The following is a 23,911-nucleotide window of genomic DNA, read 5'->3' on the forward strand; positions in this document are numbered from 1 at the left end:
GAGGCGCTGCTTCGACGGCTCGACCCAGTCCCCCACCTCGGACTTCCTGATCTCCGCCCGCAGCGCCGCGGCGGCGTCCCTCCTCGTCCGAAAGCCACGCTTCAGGACCACGCGCCTCGTGCCGTCCTCCCGCGGAGCGGAGTACTTGATCAGGAAGCGCGGGCCGGCGTTGGTCGCGTACTCACTGATGCTGCCCTCACCTGCCTGGCGTCGCCGTGGCTCGGGCACGCACGTACCTCCCGTCACCGGGCTCCTCGAGCGACCTGACCTCACGACACGCGGATTCCGGTCGGGTGGAATCCGGGGTCCTGGCGCCTCTGCCGACAGGTGCCATCGAAGGACCTGTTGCGTCGCCGCCCCGGGCTTCGCCGGTCGTGGGAGTCGAGTCCCACCCCGGCCTACTCCCGACCGAAAGCCTCCGGGTGCCGGAGCCGCAATCTGTGGAGGAACAGGGAGCGACGGTCGCCGCGTCACTCATCCCCGAGTGGGAAGACCAGGCAGGTGCTCGACACGGTGGCGATCAACCTGCCGTCGCCGTCGCGCACCTCGCCGTCGGCGAAGGCGGCTCGACGTCCTGGTTTGGTGACCCGCCCGATCGCGGTCAGCTCGCCTCCACCATTCCGGACCGGGCGCAGACAGCTGACCTCGATCTCCAAGCTCGTGTAGCCCACGCCCGACGGCAGCGTGCTGTGCACCGCGCAACCGGCGACGGAGTCGAGCAGGGTGCAGACGAGCCCCCCGTGCACCACGCCGATCGGGTTGTACGCCGACTCGTCCGGCAGGCACCGGAACTCCACCGTCCCCTCGTCCACCGAGACCGCGGTCATGGCCATCAGGCCGCCGATCGGTGCCGGGGGCAGTCGGCCGTCGATCATCGCCTGCAGGTACTCCCGACCCGCTGAGACCGCGCATCGCGCGGGCGCCGATCATCGGGCCCCACCAGGTGACGGTCCTCGTCCGGAGTTCCCCCCAGCCGTCGGAGGGTGGGGTCTGCGGCGGTCTCATGCCGCCTCGTGCGGTCGGGGCTGCGGAAGCGCCGCGGCGACCGTGGCCGGTCGGCTGCGTCGAACCAGGACGGCGAGGCACACGGCCCCGGCGGCGACGAAGAAGGCGATGGTCAGGGCGATGCCGTGTCGGGAAGCGGTGAGGGGATCGGCAGCCGCCGCGGTGAGCGTGGCGACGAGCGCGGCCACGCCCAGCACCGTGCCGACCTGTCGGGCCATGTTCAGGATCCCGCTGCCGGTGCCCAGGTGCGCCGTCGGCAACCCGGCGCTACCGGCTCCCAGCAGGGAGGGGATGGCCAGCCCCACGCCGGCCCCGCCGAGCAGCTGCGCCGGCAGCAGGTGCGTCACATAGGCCGGTTCGGCCTGGATGAGCACCAGCCACACCACCTGGGCGACGGCGCCGACTCCGCAGCCCAGTGCGGCGACCCGCCCCACCCCGCCCAGCAGGGGGATCAACCGGGGCGCGACGAGCCGCGCGAACGGGAGCACCATGAGCGGCCCCGGGGCGATCGCCAACCCCGCCTGCAGTGGCGAGTAGCGCCAGACCTCGGTGAGGAACTCGACGGTGTTGAGGAGGAACGCGCCGAAGGCCGCGTAGTAGAGAACCGACGCCGCTGCTGAGCCGGAGAACGTCCGGGACCGGAACAGGCCCGGCTCCAGCACCGGCGCCGGGTGACGGAACGAGCCGACCACGACCGCTCCCGCGCACAGGACCGCCGCCAACAGCAGACCCCAGACCCTGGCCGACGCCCAGCCCCGGTCCGCCGTCTCGATCAGTGCCGCGGCGACGAGGCCGACGGCGAGCGCGAGGAACAGCGCGCCGAGCAGGTCGGGGCGGCGCCTCTGCGTCTCGTCCCGGCTCTCGGGCACCAGGCGGAGGGCGAGCAGGATCGCGACGACCCCCACCGGCAGGTTCACCCAGAACACCCAGCGCCAGCCGATCTCGACCAGGCCACCACCGATCACCGGCCCCAGAGCCGCACCCAGGGCACCGAGCGCCGACCAGGACCCGAGCGCGCGGGCGCGCTGCTGCTCCGGGACGACGGCCAGCAGCAGCGACAACGACGCGGGCACCATCACACCGGCACCGACCGCCTGCACCGTCCTGGCGGCCACGAGCCACTCCACCCCCGGGGCCAGGCCGCAGAGCAGCGACCCGACCGTGAACACGGCCAGCCCCACGACCAGGGCGCGCCGGCGCCCGACCCGGTCGGCCCACCGCCCGGCCGGGACCAGCACCGCCGCGAACACGATCGTGTACGCGTTGAGGATCCACGACAGCGAGCCCAGGCCGGCCCCCGGGTACTCCTGCCCGATGGAGGGGAACGCCAGGTTGACGATGAACAGGTCGAGGCTGGACATGAACACCGCGATGGCCAGCACCGCCACGACCGCCGCCGTCCCGCCCTTCGGCTCGGGTCCGGCGACCGCGGATGCGGGCGGCCTCTTGCCAAGCGCCATGAGTGGCCCCCAGGGGTCAGTTCGGATTCTGGACGCACGGTATCCCCGCCGGGGTGAGTTCGTCCAGATATCGGACTCACTGCGTTATGCTTGCGGCATGGCAGCACCGGCCGAACCCCGCGTCTGCTCCGTTGCGCGCACGCTCGACGTGGTGGGCGAGAAATGGGCACTACTGGCCGTGCGCGAGGTGTTCCTCGGCAACCGCCGCTTCGACGAGATGATCCGGCGCACCGGAGCACCGCGGGACACGCTGACCGCGCGGCTCCGCACGCTGGTCGACGCCGGCATCCTGCAGCGTCGCCAGTACAGCGACCACCCGCCGCGCTTCGAGTACCACCTCACCGCGGCCGGCCAGGACCTCTACCCGGTCATCCTGACCCTGCTGCGCTGGGGTGACGAGCACCTCGCCGGCTCCGACGGACCACCCCTGATCCTCGACCACCACTGCGGGCACCGCCTGATCCCGCAGGTCTCCTGCCAGGCCTGCGGAGAGGTGGTGGATCCCGCGGACACCGCCAGGCGATTCCCCACCAGCTCCTGACCGGCAGTCGCTCGCCGTCCTCGGCTCCGCCGGTGGGTGGTTCACAGCCCAGCGACAACCAGGGGGCCCGAAGAGGCAGGAACACAGATGAGGGCATTTGTGGTGACCAAGTACGGCGAGGACGGGCTCCAACTCGCCGACGTGCCCACCCCCAGCCTCGGGAGCAATGACGTCCTCGTCGAGGTCCGCGCGGCGAGTATCAACCCGCTGGACAAGATGGTCCGCAATGGTGAGTTCAAGAGGCTTCTGAAGTACGAGCTCCCTTTCCCGCTCGGTCACGACGTCGCCGGTGTCGTCAGGAGAGTGGGCGAACGCGTGGTGGAGTTCGAAGTCGGTGACGAGATCTACTCCCGGCCCCGGGACCTGCGCATCGGCACGTTCGCCGAGTTCATCGCCATCGATCAGGCTGACGTCGCACTCAAGCCCACGTCGCTGCCGTTCGAGCAGGCAGCCGCCGTGCCGCTGGTCGCGCTCGCCGCGTGGCAGGCACTCGTCGACGTGGCCAGGGTGCAGCCGGGCCAGAAGGTGCTCATCCACGCGGGTGCCGGCGGCCTCGGCTCGACGGTCGTGCAGGTCGCCAAGCACCTCGGCGCCTACGTGGCGACCACCGCAGGCACCAAGGACGTCGACAAGGTCCACGACCTCGGCGCCGACGAGGTCATCGACTACACACAGCAGAACTTCGCCGATGTCCTGGCCGGTTACGACGTCGTACTCGACTCGCTCGGCGGGACCAACGTGGAGAAGTCCCTGACCGTGTTGAGGCGGGGTGGACTCGCGATCAGCGTCGTCGGCCCGCCCGACCCCTCCTTCGCGGCGCAGCTCGGTCAGCCCATCCTGGCCCCGGTGATGGCCCTGATGAGCCGCAAGGTACGCAAGCAGGCGAAGAAGCTCGGGGTCCGCTACTCGTTCCTCTTCATGGAGGCGAGCGGATCCCAGCTCAAGCAGTTGGCGGCGCTCTACGACAACGGCGTGCTGCGGCCCGTACTCGACCGCACGTTCTCGTTCGAGGAGACACTCGACGCGATGGCGTACGTCGAACAGGGCCGCGCCAACGGCAAGATCGTCGTCACGCGTTGAGCGAGGGCAACACGCCCGGGAGCGCTGACACCGTCCCGACCGTGAGCATCGAGTGCGCTGGACGAGCTTCGCCCACCGCGCAGTCGGGACCGGCGTCGGAGTGCCCGTTGTGTTTCTGCCGCCGATCCCGGGACTGGACGTTCATGGCGGGTCGGTGGAGAACGGTCCCGGTTGGTGGTCGAGGGCCCCAAGGAGTGCGGAGGAGTTCGGCGCCGGGGGGGGGTTGACCTACGCCTCTCCCCCGCTACACCGCTCGCCACGACTGGATCGACTGCTCGCTCGCCGAACTGGACCACGGACACAGCCTCGTGCACAGCCCCGACCCGCACAGGAAGAGCGCGACATGCCCTCACTGAATGAAGCCGTAGTCCTCGTCACTGGAGCCAACGGCGGCATCGGAACCCACTTCGTCCACGAGGCCCTGGCTCGTGGCGCCGCGAAGGTCTACGCCACCGCCCGTAGTCCCCGCACGTGGGACGACGATCGCATCGTGCCGCTGCCACTGGACGTCACGAGCCCCGCGTCCATACAGGCCGCTGTCGCGGCTGCCCCGGACGTGACGGTTCTGATCAACAACGCGGGCGTCTCCACGTCCAGCGCCCGAATCCTCACCCAGACCGATGAGGAGATCCGCACCAGCGTTGAGACCAACTTCCTCGGCCCGCTGTTCCTGGCCCGCGCCTTCGCCCCGATCCTGACGAGCAACGACGAGTCGACCCTCGTCCACGTGCACTCGCTCCTGAGCTGGTACGCCGTCGCAGGGATCTACAGCGCCACCAAGGCGGCGCTGTGGTCGGCGACCAACTCGCTGCGCCTGGAACTCGCCCCGCACGGCGTGCACGTGGTCGGCGTCCACGTCGGCTACGTCGACACTCCCATGGCGGCGCACGCGCCCCAGCCGAAGACGCAGCCTGCTGACCTCGTGCGCACCGTCTTCGACGCAGTCGAAGCCGGACGGTACGAGGTCCTCGCCGACGAAGGCTCCGTTCGGGCCAAGGCCGGACTCAGCCTCCCCGTCGAAACGGTCTACCCCCAGTTGAAGGACACGAGGGCCTGACCCGACTTGTCTTGCAGTCCGCGCATCGCTTGCCGCGAGCGAGGTTGCGATGTCCGCAGTTGTCGCAGTTCCAACGCTCGGCGGCCGGGTCGGCCCGCTGCGGTGGGAGCTGTCGACTCAGGTCCGGCGCATCGAGCCGGCGGGGCCAATGGCCCCGAGGTAGACGCTGCGGCTCCCAGGTCAAGGACCAGTCGGGGGCAATGGGCCCGGGACACAGATCATCATCGTGTCGTTCGCGGCGCGCTCCTCGGCCGTGAGGATCGAGTCCCGGTGGTCGCCCTCCCCCGCGAGGACGTCGGTCTCGCAGGTGCCGCACGTGCCTTCCGCGCACGAGGACATCACGGCCACGCCGGCGTCCTCGACGGCCTGGAGCACGCTCGTGCCTGGCGGGACGACGACGGTCGTGCCGGTCTGGGCGAGCTCCACCTCGAACGAGGTCTGCCGCACCGGCGCCTCGAGCGCCTTGGGCGCGAAGCGCTCCACGCGCAGGCTCCCGGCGGGCCAGGCGGCGCAGTGCTGCTCGACGGCTGCCAGCAGCGGCTCGGGACCGCAGCAGTAGACGAGGGTGTCCTCGAGCGGCGTCCCCAGGAGCCCGGGGAGCTCGAGTAGGCCATCGCCTTCTTCGTCGCGGCCGGGGTCGTGTGTGTCGCCGTTCTAGCCCGGCGCCTCCGACCGGCGGCCGCCGTTGCCGCGACGCTTCCGCAGCCCCGACCGCAGGAAACGGCATGAGACCGGACGAAGGCCCCCCCCGACGGCTGGGGCGAATCCCGGTCGAGGACCGTCACCTGGTGGGACCCGATGATCGGCGCCCGCGCGATGCACGACCTCAGTGGCCGCGAGTACCTGCAGGCGAAGATCGACGGCCGGCTGCCCCCAGCACCCATCGGCGGACTGATGGCCATGACCGCGGTCTCAGTGGGCGAGGGGACCGTGGAGTTCCGGTGCCAGCCGGACGGGTGATCTGCAGCGCGACCCCGTGCGCGCGGCCGAACGCGATGCCCGCCTGCTGGCCGAACAGGGCGGCGCGGTCAAGACCGTCATGCGCCAGGATCTGATACCGGGATTGACGGGTGGACTGATCGATGTCACCAGCCCGCAGGCCGGTGCCATCTTGCCGCAGCCTTTGGTGCACGCGGGCCGTCTCGCCGGCAGGCTGGACGATGTGACAGGCGCGGCCGTGCGCGCCGTTGCGGTGGGATCGTTGACGTCGACCGAGCGATCAACACTGCTCGACGCCCTGCTGCCGCTCGGCGGCGTGCTGGTGCAACTGGGCGAGCCCGCCAGCGTGCGGGAGGGGCAGCTGATCAACGCGGTGACCCCGGCCGGTTGGAGCGCCTCAGGAAGACTCTGGTCAGATCACCGCAGCCAACGGGCCGACTTGGACACCGCCCCTGAGTACGTTGCGGGCGACGCTCCGGGCGGGGTTGTCCATCCTCTTGTGTGGGTTGCCGCAGCCGGATCGTGCACCTCAGTCCGGCTCAGGTGCGGTACTCGAAGAACCCTCGCCCGCTCTTGCGCCCCAAGAGCCCGGCCTCGACCATCCGGGAGAGCAGGGGCGGTGGTGAGAACAGCGGCTCACGGAACTCGCGGTACATGGACACCGCCACGGACGCGACGGTGTCCAGCCCGATGAAGTCACACAACCGCAGCGGCCCCATGGGATGGGCACATCCACGCACCATGCCGGCGTCGATGTCGTCTGCGGTGGCGAACCCCGAATCGACCATCCGGATCGCTGACAGGAGGTACGGCACGAGCAGCGCGTTGACGATGAACCCGGCCCGGTCCTGGGATCGGATCACGATCTTGCCCAGCTCCCCCGCGAGCGCGGTGACCCGGTCGATCACGTCCGCCGCGGTCAGCAGGGACGGCACGACCTCCACCAGCGGCATGACCGGCACAGGGTTGAAGAAGTGCAGCCCCACAACGTGACTGGGCCGCCCGGTGACCGATCCCAGCCTCGTGATCGGCACGGAGGACGTGTTGGACGCGAAGACGGCCCGCTCGCTTGTCACGACCCGATCAAGGCGACGGAACAGCGAGGTCTTCACATCCTCGTTCTCGCTGGCCGCCTCGACGACCAGGTCGGCACCAGAGAGCGCATCGAGGTCGTTCTCCACGCTGACGCGAGAGCGCGTGCGGCCGGCGGCCTCCGGGTCGAGCTTGCCCGCTGCCACGGCACGATCGAGGGATGCCTCGATGCGCCCCAGCCCGACCTGTGCCGCACGTGCGTCCACCTCGGTGACCACGACCCGGCGGCCAGACCCGGCGAAGATCTCGGCAATGCCCGATCCCATCAGGCCACACCCGACGACGCCCACCGTGGCGATGGGCCAGGCGCCCTCCGTCGTGGGCTGCCCGACGGGCTGCGCGGCCACCGTCATGCCGGCCTCCGGAGACTCGTCGACAGCCGGAGGCAACGCACCGGAATCCGCGATCCCAAGGTGGCCCCCTCGAGGCCGGAGGTGCCGTCGCCGGTGTAGTGCGCCTCCACGTCCTGGAGGTCATGGACGCGGATGCCCGTGTGTGTCGACTGCGGGCGGGTCCTGCTTGCGATGGTCACCGGGAGCTCCTCTGCGAAAGGTGGGAGGGACGACGGGCGTGCGACGGGCCATGTGGCCCCCGCCGATCGGCCAGTGCCCCGACCGCTGAAGGGCGGTCAGGCAACTCGGCGGACGAGCGCGGCCAGCGCCTGGCCGCCACCGATGCACATCGACACGACGCCGAGCTCGAGGTCGCGGCGCAGCAGGTCCTGCACCACCCGCAGGGTCAGGATCGCCCCGGTGGCGCCGACCGGGTGGCCCAGGGCGATGGCCCCGCCGTAGGGGTTGGTGCGCTCGGGGTCCAGACCGGCGTCCCGGATGCAGGCGACGGCCTGCGCCGCGAAGGCCTCGTTGAGCTCCACGGTGCCGATGTCGGCCGGGGTGGTCCCGGTCTGCTCGAACAGCGCCCGCAGCGCCAGCACCGGGGCGTAACCCATCAGCTCCGGCTCCAGCGCGGCGGTGGTCACCGCCTCCAGCGCGACCAGCCCGGTCGCCCCCCGCTCCCGGGCGACCTCCTCGGTGGTCAGCACCAGGGCGGCGGCGCCGTCGTTGATGCCCGAGGAGTTGCCCGCCGTCACCGTGCCGCCCTTCTCGAACGCCGGCCGCAGCGCGGCCAGCGCCTCGGCGGTGGTGCCGGGCTTGGGGTGCTCGTCGGCCGCGACGGTCGTCGGCCGGCGCCCGCCGGTGGTCACCGGCACGATCTCCTCGTCGAAGGCGGCCTTCGCCTCGACGGTGGCGGCCCGGCGCTGGGACTCCAGCGCGAACTCGTCCTGCTCGGCGCGGCTGACGCCGTACCTCTCCGCGACCCGCTCGGCGGTCACGCCCATGTGCACCTCGGAGAACGGGTCGGTGAGCATCATGACCGTGCCGTCGACCAGGGTCCGGTCCCCCAGCCGCCAGCCGGTGCGCGCGCCGAAGTCGTAGAACGGCATCCGCGACATCGACTCGTCCCCGCCGGCCACGGCGATGCCGGCCGCGCCCCAGCGGAGCTGCATCGCCGCCGACCACACCGCCTGCAGGCCGGAGCCGCACAGCCGGTTGACGGAGTGCGCCGGTGTCCGGGTCGGCAGCCCGGCGGCCAGCGCGACCCGCCGGGCGTTGTAGGCGTCCGCGCCGACCTGGCCGATGCAGCCCATGACGACCTCGTCGACGTCATCGGGGGCCACCGACGTGCGCTCCAGCGCCGCCCGGGTGGCCGCCGCACCCAGCTCGTGCGCCGGTACCTCCTTCAGCGCGCCGCCGAAGCTGCCCACCGGTGTCCGGGCACCGCCCAGGATCACGATCCTCGAGCGCTCCGACATCGTGGTGTCCTCTCTCCTGAGTTGATCGAAGGTGTGGCTGGAGCCGACGCGGCCCGTGACCTGCCGTTGCGACTCCGGCACCGCTCAGGGGGTGACGGCCTGCTCGCGAGAGCAGGCGGCCACGGCCTGGGCCACGGCAGTGGCCACCCGGCGGTCGAGTGGGCTCGGCACGACGTAGTCCGGACGCAGGTCGTCGCCGACGACGTCGGCGATCGCGGTGGCCGCCGCCAGCTTCATCTCCTCGGTGATGCTGGTCGCGCCCGCGTCGATGGCCCCGCGGAAGACGCCAGGGAAGGCGAGCACGTTGTTGATCTGGTTGGGCAGGTCGCTGCGCCCGGTGGCGACGACGGCGGCGTACCGGGCGGCCATCTCGGGGTCGACCTCGGGGATCGGGTTGGCCAGCGAGAAGACGATGCAGCCCTCCGCCATCGAGGCGATCGCCGACTCCGGCACCGTCCCGCCGGACAAGCCGATGTAGACGTCGGCACCGCCCAGCGCACCGACCATCGTCCCGGCGAGCCGGGAGGTGTTGGTGCTCTCCGCGGCCCACCGCTTCATCTCGGTGAGGTCCTCGCGCCCGGTGTGCAACACCCCGCGGGAGTCGGCGACGGAGATGTCGCCCACGCCTGCCTCCAGCAGGATCTTGGTGCAGGCGATCCCCGCCGCGCCGGCGCCGGCGACTACGACCCGCAGATCGGCCAGCGTCCGGCCGGTGACCCGCGCGGCGTTGCGCAGCGCGGCGAGGACGACGATCGCCGTCCCGTGCTGATCATCGTGCATGACCGGGATGTCCAGCCGTTCGCGCAGCCGGGTCTCGATCTCGAAGCAGCGGGGCGCGCTGATGTCCTCCAGGTTGATCCCACCGAACGACGGCGCCAGCGCGGCCACGACCTCCACGATCAGGTCGGGGTCCTTGGTGTCGAGCACGATGGGGACGGCGTCCAGCCCGGCGAACTCGTTGAACAGGCAGGCCTTGCCCTCCATGACGGGCAACGAGGCGGACGGCCCGATGTCGCCGAGGCCCAGCACCGCGGTCCCGTCGGAGACGACGGCGACCACCCGCGGAGCCCACGTGAACCGGCGGGCGAGCTCGGGCTCGGCGGCGATGGCGCTGGACACCCGGGCCACGCCGGGGGTGTAGGTGAGCGCCAGGTCGGCGATCGAGGTGATCGGCCGCGTTCCGCGCACGCTCAGCTTGCCGCCCTCGTGGACCGCGAACGCCGGGTCGTCGGCGAAGCGGTCAGGAACTTCCGGAGCAGGAACGCTCCGCTGGATGCTGCGGCGTGTGTCGAGGGCGCGGAGCCCTGCGGCGACGAGCTCGGGCACCGCCTCCGCGGCACCCCTCGCGTCCCGGCCGGCGTCGGCGCCGGCGTGGGCCCTGTGTGCGATGCCCTCGGCGATCACCGCGAGCTTCAAGTGGGCGAGGGCAAGGTAGAACGGCCAGCTGCCGAGGTCGCGTCCGGAGCCGTGCGCGTAGCTCTCGGCCAGCGCATCCGGGGACGGCAGGCGGGGGCTGGTCCAGGCCGCGGGGATGCCGAGGATGACGTCCAGTGCCGGATGGCGATAGACGCACATCAGCGCGACGTCGGTCAGGGGGTCGCCCAGCGTCGACAGCTCCCAGTCGACGACGGCCCGCACCGTGCCGGTGTCATTCCGGTCGAGGATGACGTTGTCGATGCGGTAGTCCCCGTGCACGACGGTGGCCTCGGAGGTTGCCGGCACGCTGTCGGCCAGCCGAGCGTGCAAGCGCTCCAGGTCGGGGAAGTCGCGGGTCCGGGTCCGGTCCCACTGCCGACGCCAGAGGGCCACCTGCCGCGCCAGAAAGCCCGCCGGGCGCCCGAAGTCCTCGAGGCCGACCGCGGCCACGTCCACCGCATGGAGGTTGACGAGCACCTCGACCAGCGCAGCAGTGGTCCGCTGCACCTCGTCGTCGGAGAGGGCTGTCAGATCCTCGCGGTCGCGGATCACCACGCCGTCCACCCACTCGACGACGGTGAACGGCGCCCCGAGCACGCTCTCGTCCTCGCACAGGCTGATGGAGCGGGCGACCGGGACCGCGGTCGAGTGCAGGGCACTGGTCACCCGGAACTCCCGCGCCATGTCGTGCGCCGACGCGGTCACCCCCGCCCTCGGGGGCCGGCGCACCACCCAGCGTGACGTCCCGTCGGTCACGGCGTACGTGAGGTTGGACCGGCCTCCCGCGATCAGGTCCGCCCGCAGCGTTCCCGACGGCTCGACTCCTCGAGCGGCGAGGTGGGCGTGCAACTGAGCCAGGTCCAGGCCTGCGGTCCCGGTCATGACGACGCCCGCAACCGTGCGGCCTTCACCGCGCGCTTGGCGATCGCGAAGCGGTGCACCTCCGACGGGCCGTCGTACACGCGGAAGGGGCGGATCTCCCGGGCGATCCGGGCCACCGGCAGATCGGCGGACACCCCCAGTCCCCCGCACAGCTGCATCGCCCGATCAACCACCCGATCGATGGCCTCGCCACCGAACACCTTCGCAATCGAGGTCTCCTGGGACGCCGAGGAACCGGCGTCGAGTGCGGTACAAGCGCCATCGAGCAGCGCACGGGTGGCGGCGAGGTCGATCTCGTTGTCGGCGATCATCTGCTGAGCCATGCCGAGGTCGGCGACGGCGCTGCCGAAGCCGCGGCGGGCGGCGGCGTACTCGACGGCGACCTCGTGCGCACGGACGGCGGCGCCGAGCCAGCGCATCACATGGGTCATCCGGGCGGGCCCCAGCCGTACCTGGGCGTAGCGGAAACCCTCGTCGACCTCTCCGAGCACTGCCTCGTCAGGCACGACCAGCCCGTCGAAGGCGACCTCACAGTGCCCGCCGACCATCGAGCGGTCCATGGTCGGGACGTGGCGGCCCACATGCAGACCCGGTGTACCGGCGGGTGCCAAGAACATCGTGCCGCCGCCTCGGTCGCCCACCTCTCCCCCGGTGCGCGCCATGATGATGAAGAAGCCGGCTCCGTCCGCGCCGGTGATGAAGGTCTTCCGACCGTCGATGCGCCACCCTGCCGTCACTCGGGTGGCCGTCGTCGCCAACGCCGTCGGATCCGAGCCGGCCCCGGGCGCGGGCTCGGTCATCGCGAAGGCCGACCGGACCTCGCCGCTCACCAGTGGGGCGAGGTACTGCTCCCGTTGGTCGGAGGTGGCCACGTGGGCGAGCAGGTGCATGTTGCCCTCGTCCGGGGCAGCCGCATTGATCGCCAGGGCGCCGAACAGCGAGTACCCAGCGGCCTCGAACACCCGCGCCCGCTGAGTCATCGACAGTCCCAGGCCCCCGTACTCCACGGGTGCGTGGGGGGCGAGCAATCCGCGCTCCCGCGCTCCCTCCTGCAGTCGCCGGCGCAGGACGTCGCCGCCCGCGGAGGTCACGTCACCGTCGTGCTGGTCCTCCACCGGCAAGACGACGTCGCGTACGAACTGCCGGGTGCGGGTCACGAGTGCCGCCAGGTCGGGATCCGCGCTGGCTTCCCGGGCCGGAGGTTGGGTCGTCGTGCTCATCGGTCGCTCCTCGTCGGATCGATCACCAGGTCACCGCGCTCTCGTGAGTCCGCGCCGGGGGCTTGGCAGCGGCGGCGAAGGCCTTGAGATCGAAGCCGGGATCCGCGGCCTGCTCGCGGGTGGGCGAGTGGCCCGAGGCGAGTAGACGCCTGCCGATCAGGTGACCCGCCGCGTGATTCACCGATTCCACGCAGGTGAGGTCGTCGCCGCTGTAGCGGAAGACCGAGAACCGTCCGCCGCCGGGATCACCGCGCACCACTTCGTCGTCCTGACTCTCCGGCACCCCGACCATCTGCAGCTTCAGATCTCCCTGGGTGCTCCAGAACCACGGCACCTCCCGGTAGGGCGCCCAGAAGGGAGCGGCGCTCGCCAGCCTGGCGGCCACGTGGCGAGCTTGATCGGCGGCGTTCTGCACGGACTCCAGGCGGGTCGGCTGATCCCCCAGCGGGAACCGGCAGCAGTCGCCGATGGCTGAGATCGCCGGATCACTGGTGCGCAGGGTCTCGTCGACCACCACGCCGTCGCCGCACTCCAAGCCGGCGTCGGCGGCCAGACCGTCCGCCGGCACCGACCCCACCCCGACGACTACCAGATCAGCGGGGATGACCTCCCCGGTCGACGTCACGACATGGGTCACCTGTCCCTCGGCGCCCCGTAGCTCGGTCACACCGGTGCCGAGGCGCAGGTCCACCCCCCGGTCGACATGGCGGGCCGCAACGTGAGCGCTGAGGACCGGGCCCGCCACGCGTGCCAGCACACGGTCGGCGAGTTCGACGACGACGGGTCGCAGACCGGACGCGGTCACGGCCGCGGCGACCTCCAGGCCGATGAACCCGGCGCCGATGACGACGACGTCGTGCGCGCGGGACAGCCGGTCCCGCAACTGCGCGCTGTCGCTCGGCGTCGCCAGGTTCAGGACGCCGTCCAGGTCGGCTCCCGGAACCGGCAGACGACGAGGGCGGCTGCCGGTGGCGAGCACGAGGTGGTCGTATTCCAGGGTCCGGCCGTCGTCGAGGAGGACGGTGCGGCTGTCGCGGTCGATGCGCTCGACCCACGTCGACAACCGTAGATCGATGTCGTGCGTCCGGTACCAGTCCCGGCTGCGGAGCCGCACGTCGTCGACGGTGACCTTGCCGAGCAGCACGTCCTTCGACAACGGAGGGCGCTCGTAAGGCAGTTCGTCCTCGCCCCCGACGACCGTGAGGTGGGAGCTGCTGCCCTTGGCCCGGAGTGCTTCGGTGACGCCGATCCCGGCCTGGCCCGCTCCGATGACGACGACCCGGGTCATGCCTGCGCCTCGGGAACGTGGACGGTCAGGCCGTCGAGCGTCTCGTCGACCGTCAGCTGGCAGGACAGCCGGCTGGTCTCGCGGCGCTCGGCCGCGGCGACGTCGAGCATCTCGTCCTCGTCGTCGCTGAGGGCCGGGAGGCGCTCCGCGTCAGCGGGATCGACGTAGACGTGGCACGTGGCGCACATGAGCGAACCGCCGCACTCGGCAACGATGCCCGGGACGTCGTTCAGGATGGCGTTCTTCATGACGCTCGTGCCGGCCGGGGCCTGCACCTCGCGCCGGGACCCGTCGGGCTGGACGTAGCCGATCGTGGGCATGGGCATCTCCTGACGGACCCGCGGCGAGAAGCACACGGACGAGCGGACGGATCGGGGCGGCCGGGACATTCGTGATGGGAACCACAGGCGCCTGCTACGAAGGTGACACCGGCCACGGCCGGTGACCAGCGACACTGTCCGAACCCTGGCTTAGGCGGTCTTTATGGTTCCCAACTTCTCGCTGCGCCAGCTGGGCTACCTCGTGGCGGTCGCCGATGCGGGTTCGATGACCGCCGCGGCGGATGCGGAGCACGTATCGCAGGCGGCGATCTCGGTCGGGATCCTCGACCTCGAGCGCCGTCTCGGCGTGCAGCTGCTGGCTCGGCGGCCAGGACACGGCGTCTCCCTCACCGAGGCCGGCGCCGGGGTGGTGGCCGACGCGCGGCGAGTGCTCGCGGCCGCGACCGACGTACAGAGCCGTGCCCGGGAGCCCGGAACGGAGCTTCGGGGCTCGCTCTCCCTGGGCTGCTACACGACGATGGCGCCGCTGTACCTGCCGTCGCTCTACAGCGCCTTCGCGGTCGAGCACCCGGCGGTTGAGCTGTCTGTGGTGGAGGGAGCGCAGGAAGACCTCCGCCGCGCGCTGATGAACGGGATGTGCGAGCTCGCGCTGACGTATGACACCGGCCTTGGCCCCGGACTCGCTACAGAGACCATCCGGACCTTGCGGCCTTACGTCCTGCTTGCCGCCGACCACCCACTGGCGAATCGCGACGGCGTGACGCTGCAGGACCTCGGCGACGAGCCGCTCATCCAGTACTCGTTGGGACCGAGCCCCAGCAACGCGGAGCATCTGTTGCGAGAGGTCGGTGTCACCCCCCGGATCGTGCACAGTTCCCCGAACATCGAGGTGGTCCGCTCTCTGGTGGCGCGGGGCCTGGGGTACACCACCATGCTGCAGCGCTGGCCGATGGACGTCAGCCTCGAGGGGCTACCCCTCGCGTGCGTGCCCCTCAACAGCAACGTGCCCGATTACCGCGTCGTCGTCGCGTGGCCGCAGCAGGATCAGCTGAGCCGCCGCGCGGCCGCCGTGGTCGCCTTCCTGCGCTCGACCGCGAGGCGCCTCCACCGAACTGCGGACGAGACGCCGGAGGTGGCCGCGCCGACGGACGAGCCTCTCGACCAGCAGGCGGCCCGGACTCCGTGACCGTCGCGGTCGCTGATCCGACGCTGTGGGCGGCGAGGTCAGGCGTGGTGACCGGACGTTCCTGCGCGCGCGAGGACGATCCGGCTCACCACGGTGTTGACCGTCAGTTCCAGCAACAGTGAGACCACCCGGACGCCATCGTCGACGGGGCGTTCGCCACCGTGAGGGGAGTCAGGGGCCTGCGCCCCAACGTCTAGGGCAAGGTGCCACGCGCGCGGCGCATCGGCCAGAAATGCGTTTCGAATGCCGGCATGGGCATTCCTCTTGACCCCGCACGGCCAGATCCTGTTGGGGAAGGGGCTGCTGGTCCCGGTCGAGCTGCTCAATCCGTGTGCGTGAGTCTGCTCGCGCTTCCCATGGTCGTGCGGCAGAAATCGATCAAGGTATGGGCACGTCGAGTCAGCCGCACGCCGTCCGGCCATGCCAGCACGACCTTGCGCTCGGGTGTGGGGTCTGCGATGGATCTGCAGGCGATCGGGCGCCCCTCGAAGCTGAGGTCGGCCGGCCACCGCTGAACCAGGATGGAGTAGCCGACCCCCCGGGCAACGAGGCCTCTGACGACTTCGATGTTCGAGCTCAGATGCCGGACTCGGGCGGTCAGGCCGACGGCCTCGAGCATCCGGACGGCGTTCCGCGCGCTCGGCACGTCGAACATGATCAGCGGCTCGTCGGCGATGTCGGCGAGGTGGATCGCGTCCCGGACGGCCAGTGGATGGTCCGCGGCGAGAATGAGGTAGGGGCGACTCGTCCGCACGGGCACCATCGTGAGCCCGGCGTCGCAGTCCTCGGCGTAGAGCAAGGCCAGCTCGCACCGGCCGTCGCGCAGGGCCGCGAGCACGTCATCCGCGGTCCCTTCGAGGACGTGCACGTCGAGAGCCGGGAAGCGGCCCGCGAACTCGTCGAGGAGAGGCGGGATGAAGAACGGGGACAGGCTGGTGTAGCAGCCGATCCCCAGGGTGCCGCTCACTTCGTGTTCCGCCGCGGCGGCGGAGGCCTGCAGCTCCTCCGCCGCCTCGACGAGGCGCCGACCCTCCGCCACCACCCGCGCTCCCGCGGCCGTCAGCTTCACGCCTCTGGCCTTCTGCCGGATCAGCAATTGGACGCCGAGGCGCTTCTCGAGGTCGCTCAGGCTCAACGACACCCCCGCCTGCGACGCACCACAGACGGCTGCTGCCCCGGTGATGGAGCCCGCGTCGGCGACGGCCACCAGGTACTCCAGCTGCCTGAACGAGATGCGCACAACCACTGACGGATCCTCGCCTCGAGGAGGTCGGCCCAACGCCCGAGCGTTCAGATTCCCTTATGACCTCCATCGGAATCCTGACATTTACATAGCGATGTGGCCGCTGTCACTGTCTTGCGACATCCCCGCCTGGCACGCAGCTGAACAACCCCTGGAGGTCCCGATGACGACTGCGTCGGTCGCACGCGAGATCAACCTGACCGACTTGGCTCGGGACCCGTACCCGATCTACCGGCATCTGCGCGACACCGCTCCGGTGGCGTGGGTGCCGGCTGCGGACCGGTACCTGGTCACCCGCTACGACGACGTGATGGCGGTCGAGCGCGACCAGCAGGTCTTCAGCTCCGTCGAGCAGGACTCGCTGATGATCCGGGCGATCGGGCCGCTGGCCCTGCTGCGGCAGGACGGGGAGGCGCACCAGCGGCTGCGCAAGGCCGCCGAGACCCCGGTCAAGCCCCGTGCGGTCAAGACCGAGTGGCTGCCGAGGTTCCGCCAGAACACCGAAGCGTTGATCTCGGCGTTCGTCGACCACGGGGAGGCCGACCTGGTCGCCGACTTCGCCGCGCCGCTCGCCGCGACCAACCTGGGGACGCTCCTGGGGCTGCCGGACGCGACTGCGGCCGACATCTTGGAGTGGTCCCAGGCGATCATCGACGCCTGCGGCAACTACGCCGACGCCCCGGCCGTCTGGGCCCGCAACGACCGAGCCGTGCAAGCCGTCGACGCCGCGATCACCGAAGTCCTCCCCTACGTGCGCGAGCACCCCGACTCGAGCGTCATCTCGGCGATGCTCCAGGCGGGGCTTAACCCGGACGAGATCCGGACCAACGTCAAGATCTTCATCGGCGGCGGGGTGAACGAGCCACGCGACGTCCTCGCGGTGGCGGCTTGCGCCCTGCTCTCACACCCCGACCAGCTCACCGACGTCCTCGGCGGGACCACGCCGTGGAAGGCGGTGTTCGAGGAAGCCGTCCGGTGGGTCTCGCCCATCGGCATGTACCCGCGGCAGGTCACCGAGGACGTCGAGCTCGGCGGCGTCGCGCTCCACGCCGGTGACCGGCTCGGCGTGGTGATCGCGTCGGCCAACCGGGACGAACGCATCTTCGACCGGCCCGACGAGTTCGACACGCGCCGCGAGGTGAAGCCCCATCTCGCGTTCGGTGGCGGGCCGCACTTCTGCCTCGGCACCTGGGTCGCTCGCGCCTCGATCGGGGAGGTGGGGTTGCCGGCGCTGTTCGACCGACTGCCGGGCTTGACCCTGACCGATGCGGATGCCGTCCGGCTGCACGGATGGGTGTTCCGCGGCCCGCTCTCAGTTCCGGTGACCTGGCGCGCCTGAGCGCCGCATCCCCCTCCACCCACCGCAGTCACAGAGGAGAACCGTGATGGAGATCAACGCTGTCTTCGCTCCGGCCATCGACACACCGGACCACATCGCCATCGCCGAGGAGCTCGGCTACCAGCGCGCCTGGGTCTACGACGTGCCGCTGTCCTACGCCGACACCGGCATCACCCTGGGCCTCGCCGCGGCCAGGACCAGCCGCATCCGGTTGGGGATCTCGGTGATGACGCCGCACCTGCGGCACATCACGATGAACGCCGCACTCATCGCGCACCTGGCGACGGTGGCACCAGGACGGATCGACGCGGGCATCGGCGCCGGGTTCACCAGTGCGGCGTATCTCGGCAAGAAGCCCGCGAAGTGGGCCGAGCTCGAGCAGTACGTCGAGAACTTCCGCACCCTGCTCGCCGGCGGCGAGGTCGAGGTCGACGGCACGCTGGTCAGCCTCATGCACAGTCCGGCGTCCGGGATCAGCCTCCCGATCGAGGTGCCCATCTGGATCGGCGCCCACGGCCCCAAGGGCTTCGCCTGCGCCACCCGCCAGAACGCCGGCGTGGTCACCAACCCCACCCACGGCGACAACCCGGTCCCCGTCACCGGGCCGTGCCAGCTCACCTACTACGGCACGGTCCTGGAGGACGACGAGCCCGTCGACTCCCCTCGGGCCGTCGAGGCGGCCGGCCCTGGCGCGTCCCTCGCGCTGCACATGGGCCAGTACGGACCGCTGGCCGGCCTGGCCGAGGTGGAGGGCTACACCGCCGCCATCGCGGAGTTCCCCGAGGAGCGCCGCCACCTCGAGGTGTACCGCGGCCACCTGATGCAGCCCAACGAGATCGATCGTCGCTTCCTCACCGCCGAGGTGATCCGCCGAGGCACGATGACCGGCACCGCGACCGAGATCGCCGCCATCCTGCGCCGCCTGGAGGACGCCGGAGCCACCGCCGTGCTGTACCAGCCCGCCGGGCCCGACATCCCGCGCGAACTCCGCACCTTCCTCCGCGCCGCGGAGATGCGCCACGACCTGCCCACCACGTCCCTCCAGCCCGCCTGACCCACTCGCACCGAGAGACGAAGGACCTACGGAGATGCCCTACTTCACCCGTGTCGGCGAGGTCCCGCGCAAGCGCCACACCGTCTTCAGGCAGCCGGACGGCTCGCTCTACTGGGAGGAGCTCATCGGGGAGGAGGGCTTCGTCGGCGACACCTCACTGCTGTACCACCGCAACCCGCCGAGCGCGATCACCGCAATCGAGCGCGTGGACGCCCCGGACGATGAACTGGTCCCCAACGACCCGATGACCCCGCTGCACCTGCAGCCGCACCAACTGCCGGGGAAGGGCGACGCCGTCCTCGACCGGTTTCTGCTCCTGGGCAACGACGAGGTGCGCATCTACTACGCGGTCGCGACCCAGGACAGCACCCTGTACAAGAACAGCGTCGGGGACGAGCTCGCCTACGTCGAGAGCGGCCGTGGCGTCCTCGAGACCACTTTCGGGAAGCTCGACCTCTCCGAGGGCGATTACGCGATCGTTCCTACCTCGACCATCCACCGCTGGACGGTCGCAGACGGTGAGGAGCTGCGCCTGCTGTTCGTGCAGGCGGTCGGGCACATCAACCCGCCGTCGCGCTACCTCTCCGCCGGCGGGCAGTTCCTGGAGGGGACGCCGTACTGCGAGCTGGACATCCGTCGCCCCGAGGAGCTGGTCCGGGGCGAGGGCACCCAGATTCCCGTCGTGGTCCGCACGCGGACCGGCCTCACCCGGCACGTGCACAAGCACCACCCGTTCGACGTCGTCGGGTGGCACGGCGGCATGTACCCCTGGGCCTTCTCGATCTTCGACTTCGAACCGGTGACCGGCAGCCTGCACCAGCCCCCGCCGGCCCACCAGACCTTCGAGGCGCCCGGATTCGTGATGTGCAACTTCGTGCCGCGGCTGCTGGACTACCACCCCGAGGCGGTGCCGATCCCGCCGTTCCACTCCAACGTCGACAGCGATGAGGTCCTCTTCTACGCCAAGGGCGCGGCCAACACCCGCCGGGGCACGGGCGTCGGGATCGGGTCCATCACCGTCCATCCCGCCGGCTTCATCCACGGGCCCCACCCGGGCAACGTCGAGCGATCCATCGGTCTCCAGCGCGCCGACGAGTACCAGGTCATGGTCGACACGCACCGTCCACTGCTCGTCTCCGCAGCAGCCCGCTCCGTCTTCGACGCGGAGTACCCGTTCACCTGGGCCACGCTGGAGGAGGAGAACGGCAGTGCGTGAGCTCCTGCCCGTCCCCATGCAGGACGAGATGGGAGGCGACGTCTACTCCGGTATCGCCCGCGCCTCCGGCCTGCTGTGGTGCGGCCGCGAACGCGCGAACCCCGACGCCGGAATCACCGACACGGTGCTCGTGTACTGCCACCCGAGCTCGAACTTCGTCGGCCACTACGCACTGGCTCCGACAGCGTCACTCGGCGTCGACGCGGTCGGCGCGGTGACCCGTTATGCCGGCAACGACACCCAGGTCGTGCTGGAGAACTGCGTCGCCGACCTCGGGTCGGTGATCCAGCACCTCCGCGAGGTCGAGGGTTATCGCAAGGTCGTCCTCGTCGGCAATTCCGGTGGCGGAGGGTTGTCGGCGTTCTATCAGTCCCAGGCGGAGAAACCGACCGTGCAGGACGCTCCCGGTGGAGGCGGCACCGACCTGACCCAGGCGACCCTGCCACCGGTCGACGCCCTCGTCATGCTCAACGCGCACGCCGGGCGAGCCGACCTGCTGTCGGGGTGGCTGGACCCGGCCATCATCGACGATGACGACCCGTTCCGCCGGGACCCCGAGCTGGACCTGTTCGCAGGACGGGACCTCCCGCTCGACCGCGGCTGGGTGAGCGACTATCGCACGGCGCAAGCCGCACGGATGCAGCGAATCACGGCCTGGGTTCGAACACAGCTCGCCGAGCTCGAGGACCGGTTCGGCGGCGCGGTGCCCGACCTGCCTTTCCGCGTCCACGGAACCTGTGCGGATCCGCGATTCGTGGACACCAGCCTCGACCCGTCGGACCGCGAGCCGGGCACGCTGTGGGGCGACCCGCAGTCCGCCAACCTCCGGCCGGTCACCCTGGGCAGTTTCAGCACTCTGCGGTCCTGGTTGTCCCAGTGGTCGGTGGCCGACACCAACGCACACGGCCCGGACTGCCTGCAGCAGGTGTCGGTGCCGGTCTTCGTCGCCTACGCCACCGGCGACAAGGGCTGCTTCCCGTCCATGGCGCAGGCGCTGTACGACGCGGCGCACCATCCCGCCCGAAAGCTCCTCGCCGTCAAGGGCTCCGGCCACTACTTCGAGGGCCCCCCGCAACTGCTCACGGACGCGCTCGCCGAGGTCGTCGCGTGGGTCCGCAGGGTCTGACACCCGCCGAGCCGCACCACCAGATCGTCCCTCTCCACTCCCACCAAACGGAGGAAGTCATGCGCAGAGTAGTCACCGGCCACGACGCTCAGGGCCGCTCGGTCGTCGTCAGCGACGGCACCCCGCCCCGCACCCACCACTTCGACGGCTGGCCGGGCTTCGTCTCGTCGCTCGGCTGGGCCACCGAGGCCTCCGTGCCGGTCAGCCGGACCGGTGAGGACCCGACGGACAAGGTCGACACGATGATCCCGGCGCCCGGGAGCACCCGCCTGATCCTGCTCACTCTTCCGCCGGACAGCACGATGGCCGGCCCCGACTTCGACGGAGCCACCTACGGCGCGGAGCAGGCCACGCACTCCCCCGGCCTGGCCGAGACCTTCGAGGCCGACGGCATGCACCTGACGCCCACCATCGACTACATCTTCGTCGTCAAGGGCGAGGTCTACCTGCGGCTGGACGACGGCGCCGAGACCCGGCTGGAGGCCGGCGACGTCCTCGTCCAGAACGCGACCCACCACGGCTGGAGCAACCGCACCGACCAGCCCGCCGAGCTCGCTTGCGTCCTCATCGGAGCTGTCACAGACAGGTGAGATTCGGACGGTGCCGGCGACGCCATCCCCGTACCTGACGGATCACCCCGCCCGTCCACCGGCACCGTGCGGCTCTCGGCCCACCACCATCCCGAAGGAGACACGATGCAGATCGGCGTGTACGCGTCCTGCACCGACGAGACGCTGCGACCGGACGAGGTCGCCGTGCTCGTCGAGCAAGCGGGAATCGACGCGCTCCACTTCGGTGAGCACTCCCACATCCCGGCCAGTGAAGCGTTCCCGCCCGACGGCCAGGAGCTGCCGCGCGATTGGGCCCGGCTGTTCGACCTGCTCATCGCATTGACTGCCGCTGCGCTCGCCACAACACGGTTGCGCGTGTCGTCAGGGATCATCCAGGTCGCGCAACGTGACCCCATCACGACCGCGAAGGAGCTGTCGAGCATCGACGTCCTCTCCGGCGGCCGCCTCGACCTCATCGTCGGCCACGGCACGATCATCGAGGAGATGCGCAACCACGGCGTGGACCCCGAGACGCGCTTTGACCTGGTACGGGAGCGCATGCTCGCGATGCGTGAGATCTGGGGAAAGGACGAAGCGAGTTTCCACGGCGCCTTCGTCAACTTCGAGAGGATCTTGTCCTGGCCCAAGCCGGTGCAGCCCGGCGGAGTGCCCCTCTTCTTCGGCGGCAACTCTCCGGGATCGGAGGAACGCGCGCGTGAGTACGGCGATGGTTGGGCACCCCTTGCCCTCCCCGGCATCCCGGCCCGTATCCGCGAGTTCACGGCCGAGGGAAGCGGGCTCCCGGTGATCGCCGTCGGCGTCCCGACGGAACCGGCCGCCATCGACGAGTACGCGAGCGCCGGCGCCGACCGCATCGTGTTCCGCTTGACGTCCGCGCAGCCCGGTGAGGTCGAGCGCTCTCTCGAGGACATCCGGCGCTGCATGAGCACCGTGGCCGGCTGACTCTGTCAGCGCTCGCCCCCGACATCGGGCACGCCGACCGCGCTCGACGCCACAGCGGTCAACCAACCGAGACACCCGTTCCTCCGGGGTGGACAGCAGATCCCGCGTCCACCAACTGGGCAGATCGCCAGCCCGCTGCTCATTGCAGCACCGTCCCCATCGACCCAGTCCAGCCGGCTGACTTCGCCGGCTGGCCCCACGACCACGACTCGAACGGATCTGTCATGGCACAGCCCGCCCCTGCTCCGACCGCGCCCGCCAGCGGCACCACCGTGGACACCGCCCGCCTGACAGTCGGACTGCTAGGCGGCACCGGCCCCCAGGGCCGCGGATTGGCAGTCCGGCTCGCCGCGATCGGTCAGCGGGTGCTGCTCGGCTCCCGTGATGCTGATCGTGCGATCGAGGTGGCCGACGACACGGCGTCGCGAGGCCGGTCGATGGCGCCCGGAGCCGATGTGTCCGTGAGCGGTGGCTCGAACGCGGAGGTCGCCGATGCCGCGGACGTGGTGATCGTTGCCGTTCCCTTCGCGGGGCACGCAGCCACACTGGCTCCGCTGGCGGCTCCGTTGGCCGGCAAGGTGGTCGTGGACTGCGTGGTCCCGATGGGCTTCGACGAGCTCGGCGCCTTCGTGCTCGGCGTCCCTGAAGGAAGTGTGACCGAACAGGCCGCCGCCCTCCTGCCGGACAGCCAGGTCGTGGGCGCCTTTCACCACATCTCCGCTGTGCTGCTTCTCGACCAGTCGAAGCCGTCGCTCGACACCGACGTCCTGGTCGTCGGAGACGTGCGGGAGGCGACCGACACCGTTCAGGCCCTGGCCGACCGCCTTCCCGGGATGCGCGGCATCTACGCAGGCCGGCTGCGAAACGCCCGTCAGGTCGAGGCCCTCACCGTCAACCTCGTGTCGATCAACCGCCGGTACAAGGCCCACGCCGGCATCCGAGTCACCGACATCTGAAGTCACCGACCGTGAGTCCCACGTCCACCCCCGTGCCGCCGATGCCGACGGAGTCCGCGCTGCGCCGTGCGCTGGTCCGTGCCGAGCGGGGGGTGAGCCTCGACGCCGTCGAGGCCGAGACGCTGCTGCACGCCCGCGGGCTGGGCGAGGGCGAGCCGCTGGACCGGCTGCTGGCCGCGGCGTCCCGGGTGCGGGACGCCGGG

At 70.8% G+C, this 23,911-nt stretch carries 23 protein-coding genes; 12 read left to right on the top strand and 11 right to left on the bottom strand.

Going from position 1 to position 23,911, the window contains the following annotated elements; genetic code table 11:
- The 3 genes from MY520_RS25535 to MY520_RS25545 all read right to left on the bottom strand — a co-directional run.
- Positions 1-246 (bottom strand): hypothetical protein (locus MY520_RS25535; RefSeq protein ID WP_436695504.1); only part of this gene is annotated, 246 nt, incomplete at its 3' end.
- 224 nt (positions 247-470) lie between these two features.
- Positions 471-875 carry a PaaI family thioesterase gene (locus tag MY520_RS25540; RefSeq protein ID WP_436695505.1) on the bottom strand — a complete coding sequence of 135 codons (405 nt, stop codon included), beginning with the start codon at positions 873-875 and terminating at the stop codon, positions 471-473.
- 126 nt (positions 876-1,001) lie between these two features.
- A complete protein-coding gene (locus MY520_RS25545; RefSeq protein WP_436695506.1) occupies positions 1,002-2,465 on the bottom strand; it encodes an MFS transporter in 1,464 nt (487 codons plus the stop codon).
- Positions 2,466-2,562: 97 nt separating this feature from the next.
- On the opposite strand from MY520_RS25545, the gene MY520_RS25550 reads away from it, so the two are divergent.
- The 3 genes from MY520_RS25550 (at position 2,563) to MY520_RS25560 (ending at position 5,143) form a co-directional block, all read left to right on the top strand.
- On the top strand, positions 2,563-3,006 hold the full coding sequence (locus MY520_RS25550) for a winged helix-turn-helix transcriptional regulator (protein WP_436695507.1): 444 nt from the start codon (positions 2,563-2,565) through the stop codon (positions 3,004-3,006).
- Between the two features lie 99 nt (positions 3,007-3,105).
- A complete protein-coding gene (locus tag MY520_RS25555; protein WP_436695508.1) occupies positions 3,106-4,086 on the top strand; it encodes an NADP-dependent oxidoreductase in 981 nt (326 codons plus the stop codon).
- 343 nt (positions 4,087-4,429) lie between these two features.
- Positions 4,430-5,143 (top strand): SDR family oxidoreductase, encoded by a 714-nt coding sequence (locus MY520_RS25560; protein ID WP_436695509.1) that lies wholly within the window; start codon positions 4,430-4,432, stop codon positions 5,141-5,143.
- 180 nt (positions 5,144-5,323) lie between these two features.
- Here the strand turns inward: MY520_RS25560 and MY520_RS25565 are convergent, their stop codons facing one another.
- Positions 5,324-5,626 (bottom strand): 2Fe-2S iron-sulfur cluster-binding protein, encoded by a 303-nt coding sequence (locus tag MY520_RS25565; RefSeq protein WP_436695510.1) that lies wholly within the window; start codon positions 5,624-5,626, stop codon positions 5,324-5,326.
- 315 nt (positions 5,627-5,941) lie between these two features.
- Between MY520_RS25565 and MY520_RS25570 the strand changes: the two genes are divergently transcribed.
- A complete protein-coding gene (locus MY520_RS25570) occupies positions 5,942-6,103 on the top strand; it encodes a hypothetical protein (protein ID WP_436695511.1) in 162 nt (53 codons plus the stop codon).
- A gap of 518 nt (positions 6,104-6,621) precedes the next feature.
- Here MY520_RS25570 and MY520_RS25575 read toward each other — a convergent pair.
- The 6 genes from MY520_RS25575 to MY520_RS25600 form a co-directional block, all read right to left on the bottom strand.
- Complete coding sequence (locus MY520_RS25575; RefSeq protein ID WP_436695512.1) at positions 6,622-7,527, bottom strand: 3-hydroxybutyryl-CoA dehydrogenase; 906 nt, start codon at positions 7,525-7,527, stop codon at positions 6,622-6,624.
- Positions 7,528-7,802: 275 nt separating this feature from the next.
- Positions 7,803-8,987 (bottom strand): thiolase family protein, encoded by a 1,185-nt coding sequence (locus MY520_RS25580; RefSeq protein WP_436695513.1) that lies wholly within the window; start codon positions 8,985-8,987, stop codon positions 7,803-7,805.
- A gap of 84 nt (positions 8,988-9,071) precedes the next feature.
- The gene (locus tag MY520_RS25585) at positions 9,072-11,285 is read right to left on the bottom strand and encodes a phosphotransferase (RefSeq protein ID WP_436695514.1); all 2,214 of its coding nucleotides are present in this window, start codon (positions 11,283-11,285) and stop codon (positions 9,072-9,074) included.
- Positions 11,282-12,505, bottom strand: coding sequence for an acyl-CoA dehydrogenase family protein (locus MY520_RS25590; protein ID WP_436695515.1), 1,224 nt, complete (start codon positions 12,503-12,505; stop codon positions 11,282-11,284). The genes MY520_RS25585 and MY520_RS25590 overlap by 4 nt, the downstream gene beginning before the upstream one ends.
- Before the next feature lie 22 nt (positions 12,506-12,527).
- On the bottom strand, positions 12,528-13,793 hold the full coding sequence (locus tag MY520_RS25595) for an NAD(P)/FAD-dependent oxidoreductase (RefSeq protein ID WP_436695516.1): 1,266 nt from the start codon (positions 13,791-13,793) through the stop codon (positions 12,528-12,530).
- On the bottom strand, positions 13,790-14,113 hold the full coding sequence (locus tag MY520_RS25600) for a 2Fe-2S iron-sulfur cluster-binding protein (RefSeq protein ID WP_436695517.1): 324 nt from the start codon (positions 14,111-14,113) through the stop codon (positions 13,790-13,792). The genes MY520_RS25595 and MY520_RS25600 overlap by 4 nt, the downstream gene beginning before the upstream one ends.
- 163 nt (positions 14,114-14,276) lie before the next feature.
- On the opposite strand from MY520_RS25600, the gene MY520_RS25605 reads away from it, so the two are divergent.
- Positions 14,277-15,260, top strand: coding sequence for a LysR family transcriptional regulator (locus MY520_RS25605; protein ID WP_436695518.1), 984 nt, complete (start codon positions 14,277-14,279; stop codon positions 15,258-15,260).
- Positions 15,261-15,582: 322 nt separating this feature from the next.
- Here the strand turns inward: MY520_RS25605 and MY520_RS25610 are convergent, their stop codons facing one another.
- Entirely contained in the window at positions 15,583-16,500 is a 918-nt protein-coding gene (locus MY520_RS25610) for a LysR family transcriptional regulator (protein WP_436695519.1), read from the bottom strand.
- Positions 16,501-16,666: 166 nt separating this feature from the next.
- Here MY520_RS25610 and MY520_RS25615 point away from each other — a divergent pair, with 166 nt between their 5' ends.
- The 7 genes from MY520_RS25615 to npdG all read left to right on the top strand — a co-directional run bounded on the left by MY520_RS25615 (position 16,667) and on the right by npdG (position 23,708).
- Positions 16,667-17,842 carry a cytochrome P450 gene (locus tag MY520_RS25615; protein WP_436695520.1) on the top strand — a complete coding sequence of 392 codons (1,176 nt, stop codon included), beginning with the start codon at positions 16,667-16,669 and terminating at the stop codon, positions 17,840-17,842.
- Positions 17,843-17,888: 46 nt separating this feature from the next.
- The gene (locus MY520_RS25620) at positions 17,889-18,896 is read left to right on the top strand and encodes an LLM class flavin-dependent oxidoreductase (RefSeq protein ID WP_436695521.1); all 1,008 of its coding nucleotides are present in this window, start codon (positions 17,889-17,891) and stop codon (positions 18,894-18,896) included.
- A gap of 34 nt (positions 18,897-18,930) precedes the next feature.
- Positions 18,931-20,112: a homogentisate 1,2-dioxygenase gene (locus tag MY520_RS25625; RefSeq protein WP_436695522.1), complete on the top strand. Its 1,182-nt coding sequence runs from the start codon at positions 18,931-18,933 to the stop codon at positions 20,110-20,112.
- Complete coding sequence (locus tag MY520_RS25630; protein ID WP_436695523.1) at positions 20,105-21,238, top strand: hypothetical protein; 1,134 nt, start codon at positions 20,105-20,107, stop codon at positions 21,236-21,238. Before MY520_RS25625 ends, MY520_RS25630 begins: the two co-directional genes overlap by 8 nt.
- A 59-nt stretch (positions 21,239-21,297) precedes the next feature.
- Positions 21,298-21,828, top strand: coding sequence for a cupin domain-containing protein (locus tag MY520_RS25635; protein WP_436695524.1), 531 nt, complete (start codon positions 21,298-21,300; stop codon positions 21,826-21,828).
- Positions 21,829-21,933: 105 nt separating this feature from the next.
- Positions 21,934-22,752, top strand: coding sequence for a TIGR03619 family F420-dependent LLM class oxidoreductase (locus MY520_RS25640; RefSeq protein WP_436695525.1), 819 nt, complete (start codon positions 21,934-21,936; stop codon positions 22,750-22,752).
- 224 nt (positions 22,753-22,976) lie between these two features.
- Entirely contained in the window at positions 22,977-23,708 is a 732-nt protein-coding gene (gene npdG / locus MY520_RS25645; RefSeq protein WP_436695526.1) for an NADPH-dependent F420 reductase, read from the top strand.
- Positions 23,709-23,911: the final 203 nt, after the last annotated feature.

This window comes from Geodermatophilus sp. CPCC 205506 (assembly GCF_051383635.1).
GTDB lineage: Bacteria > Actinomycetota > Actinomycetes > Mycobacteriales > Geodermatophilaceae > Geodermatophilus.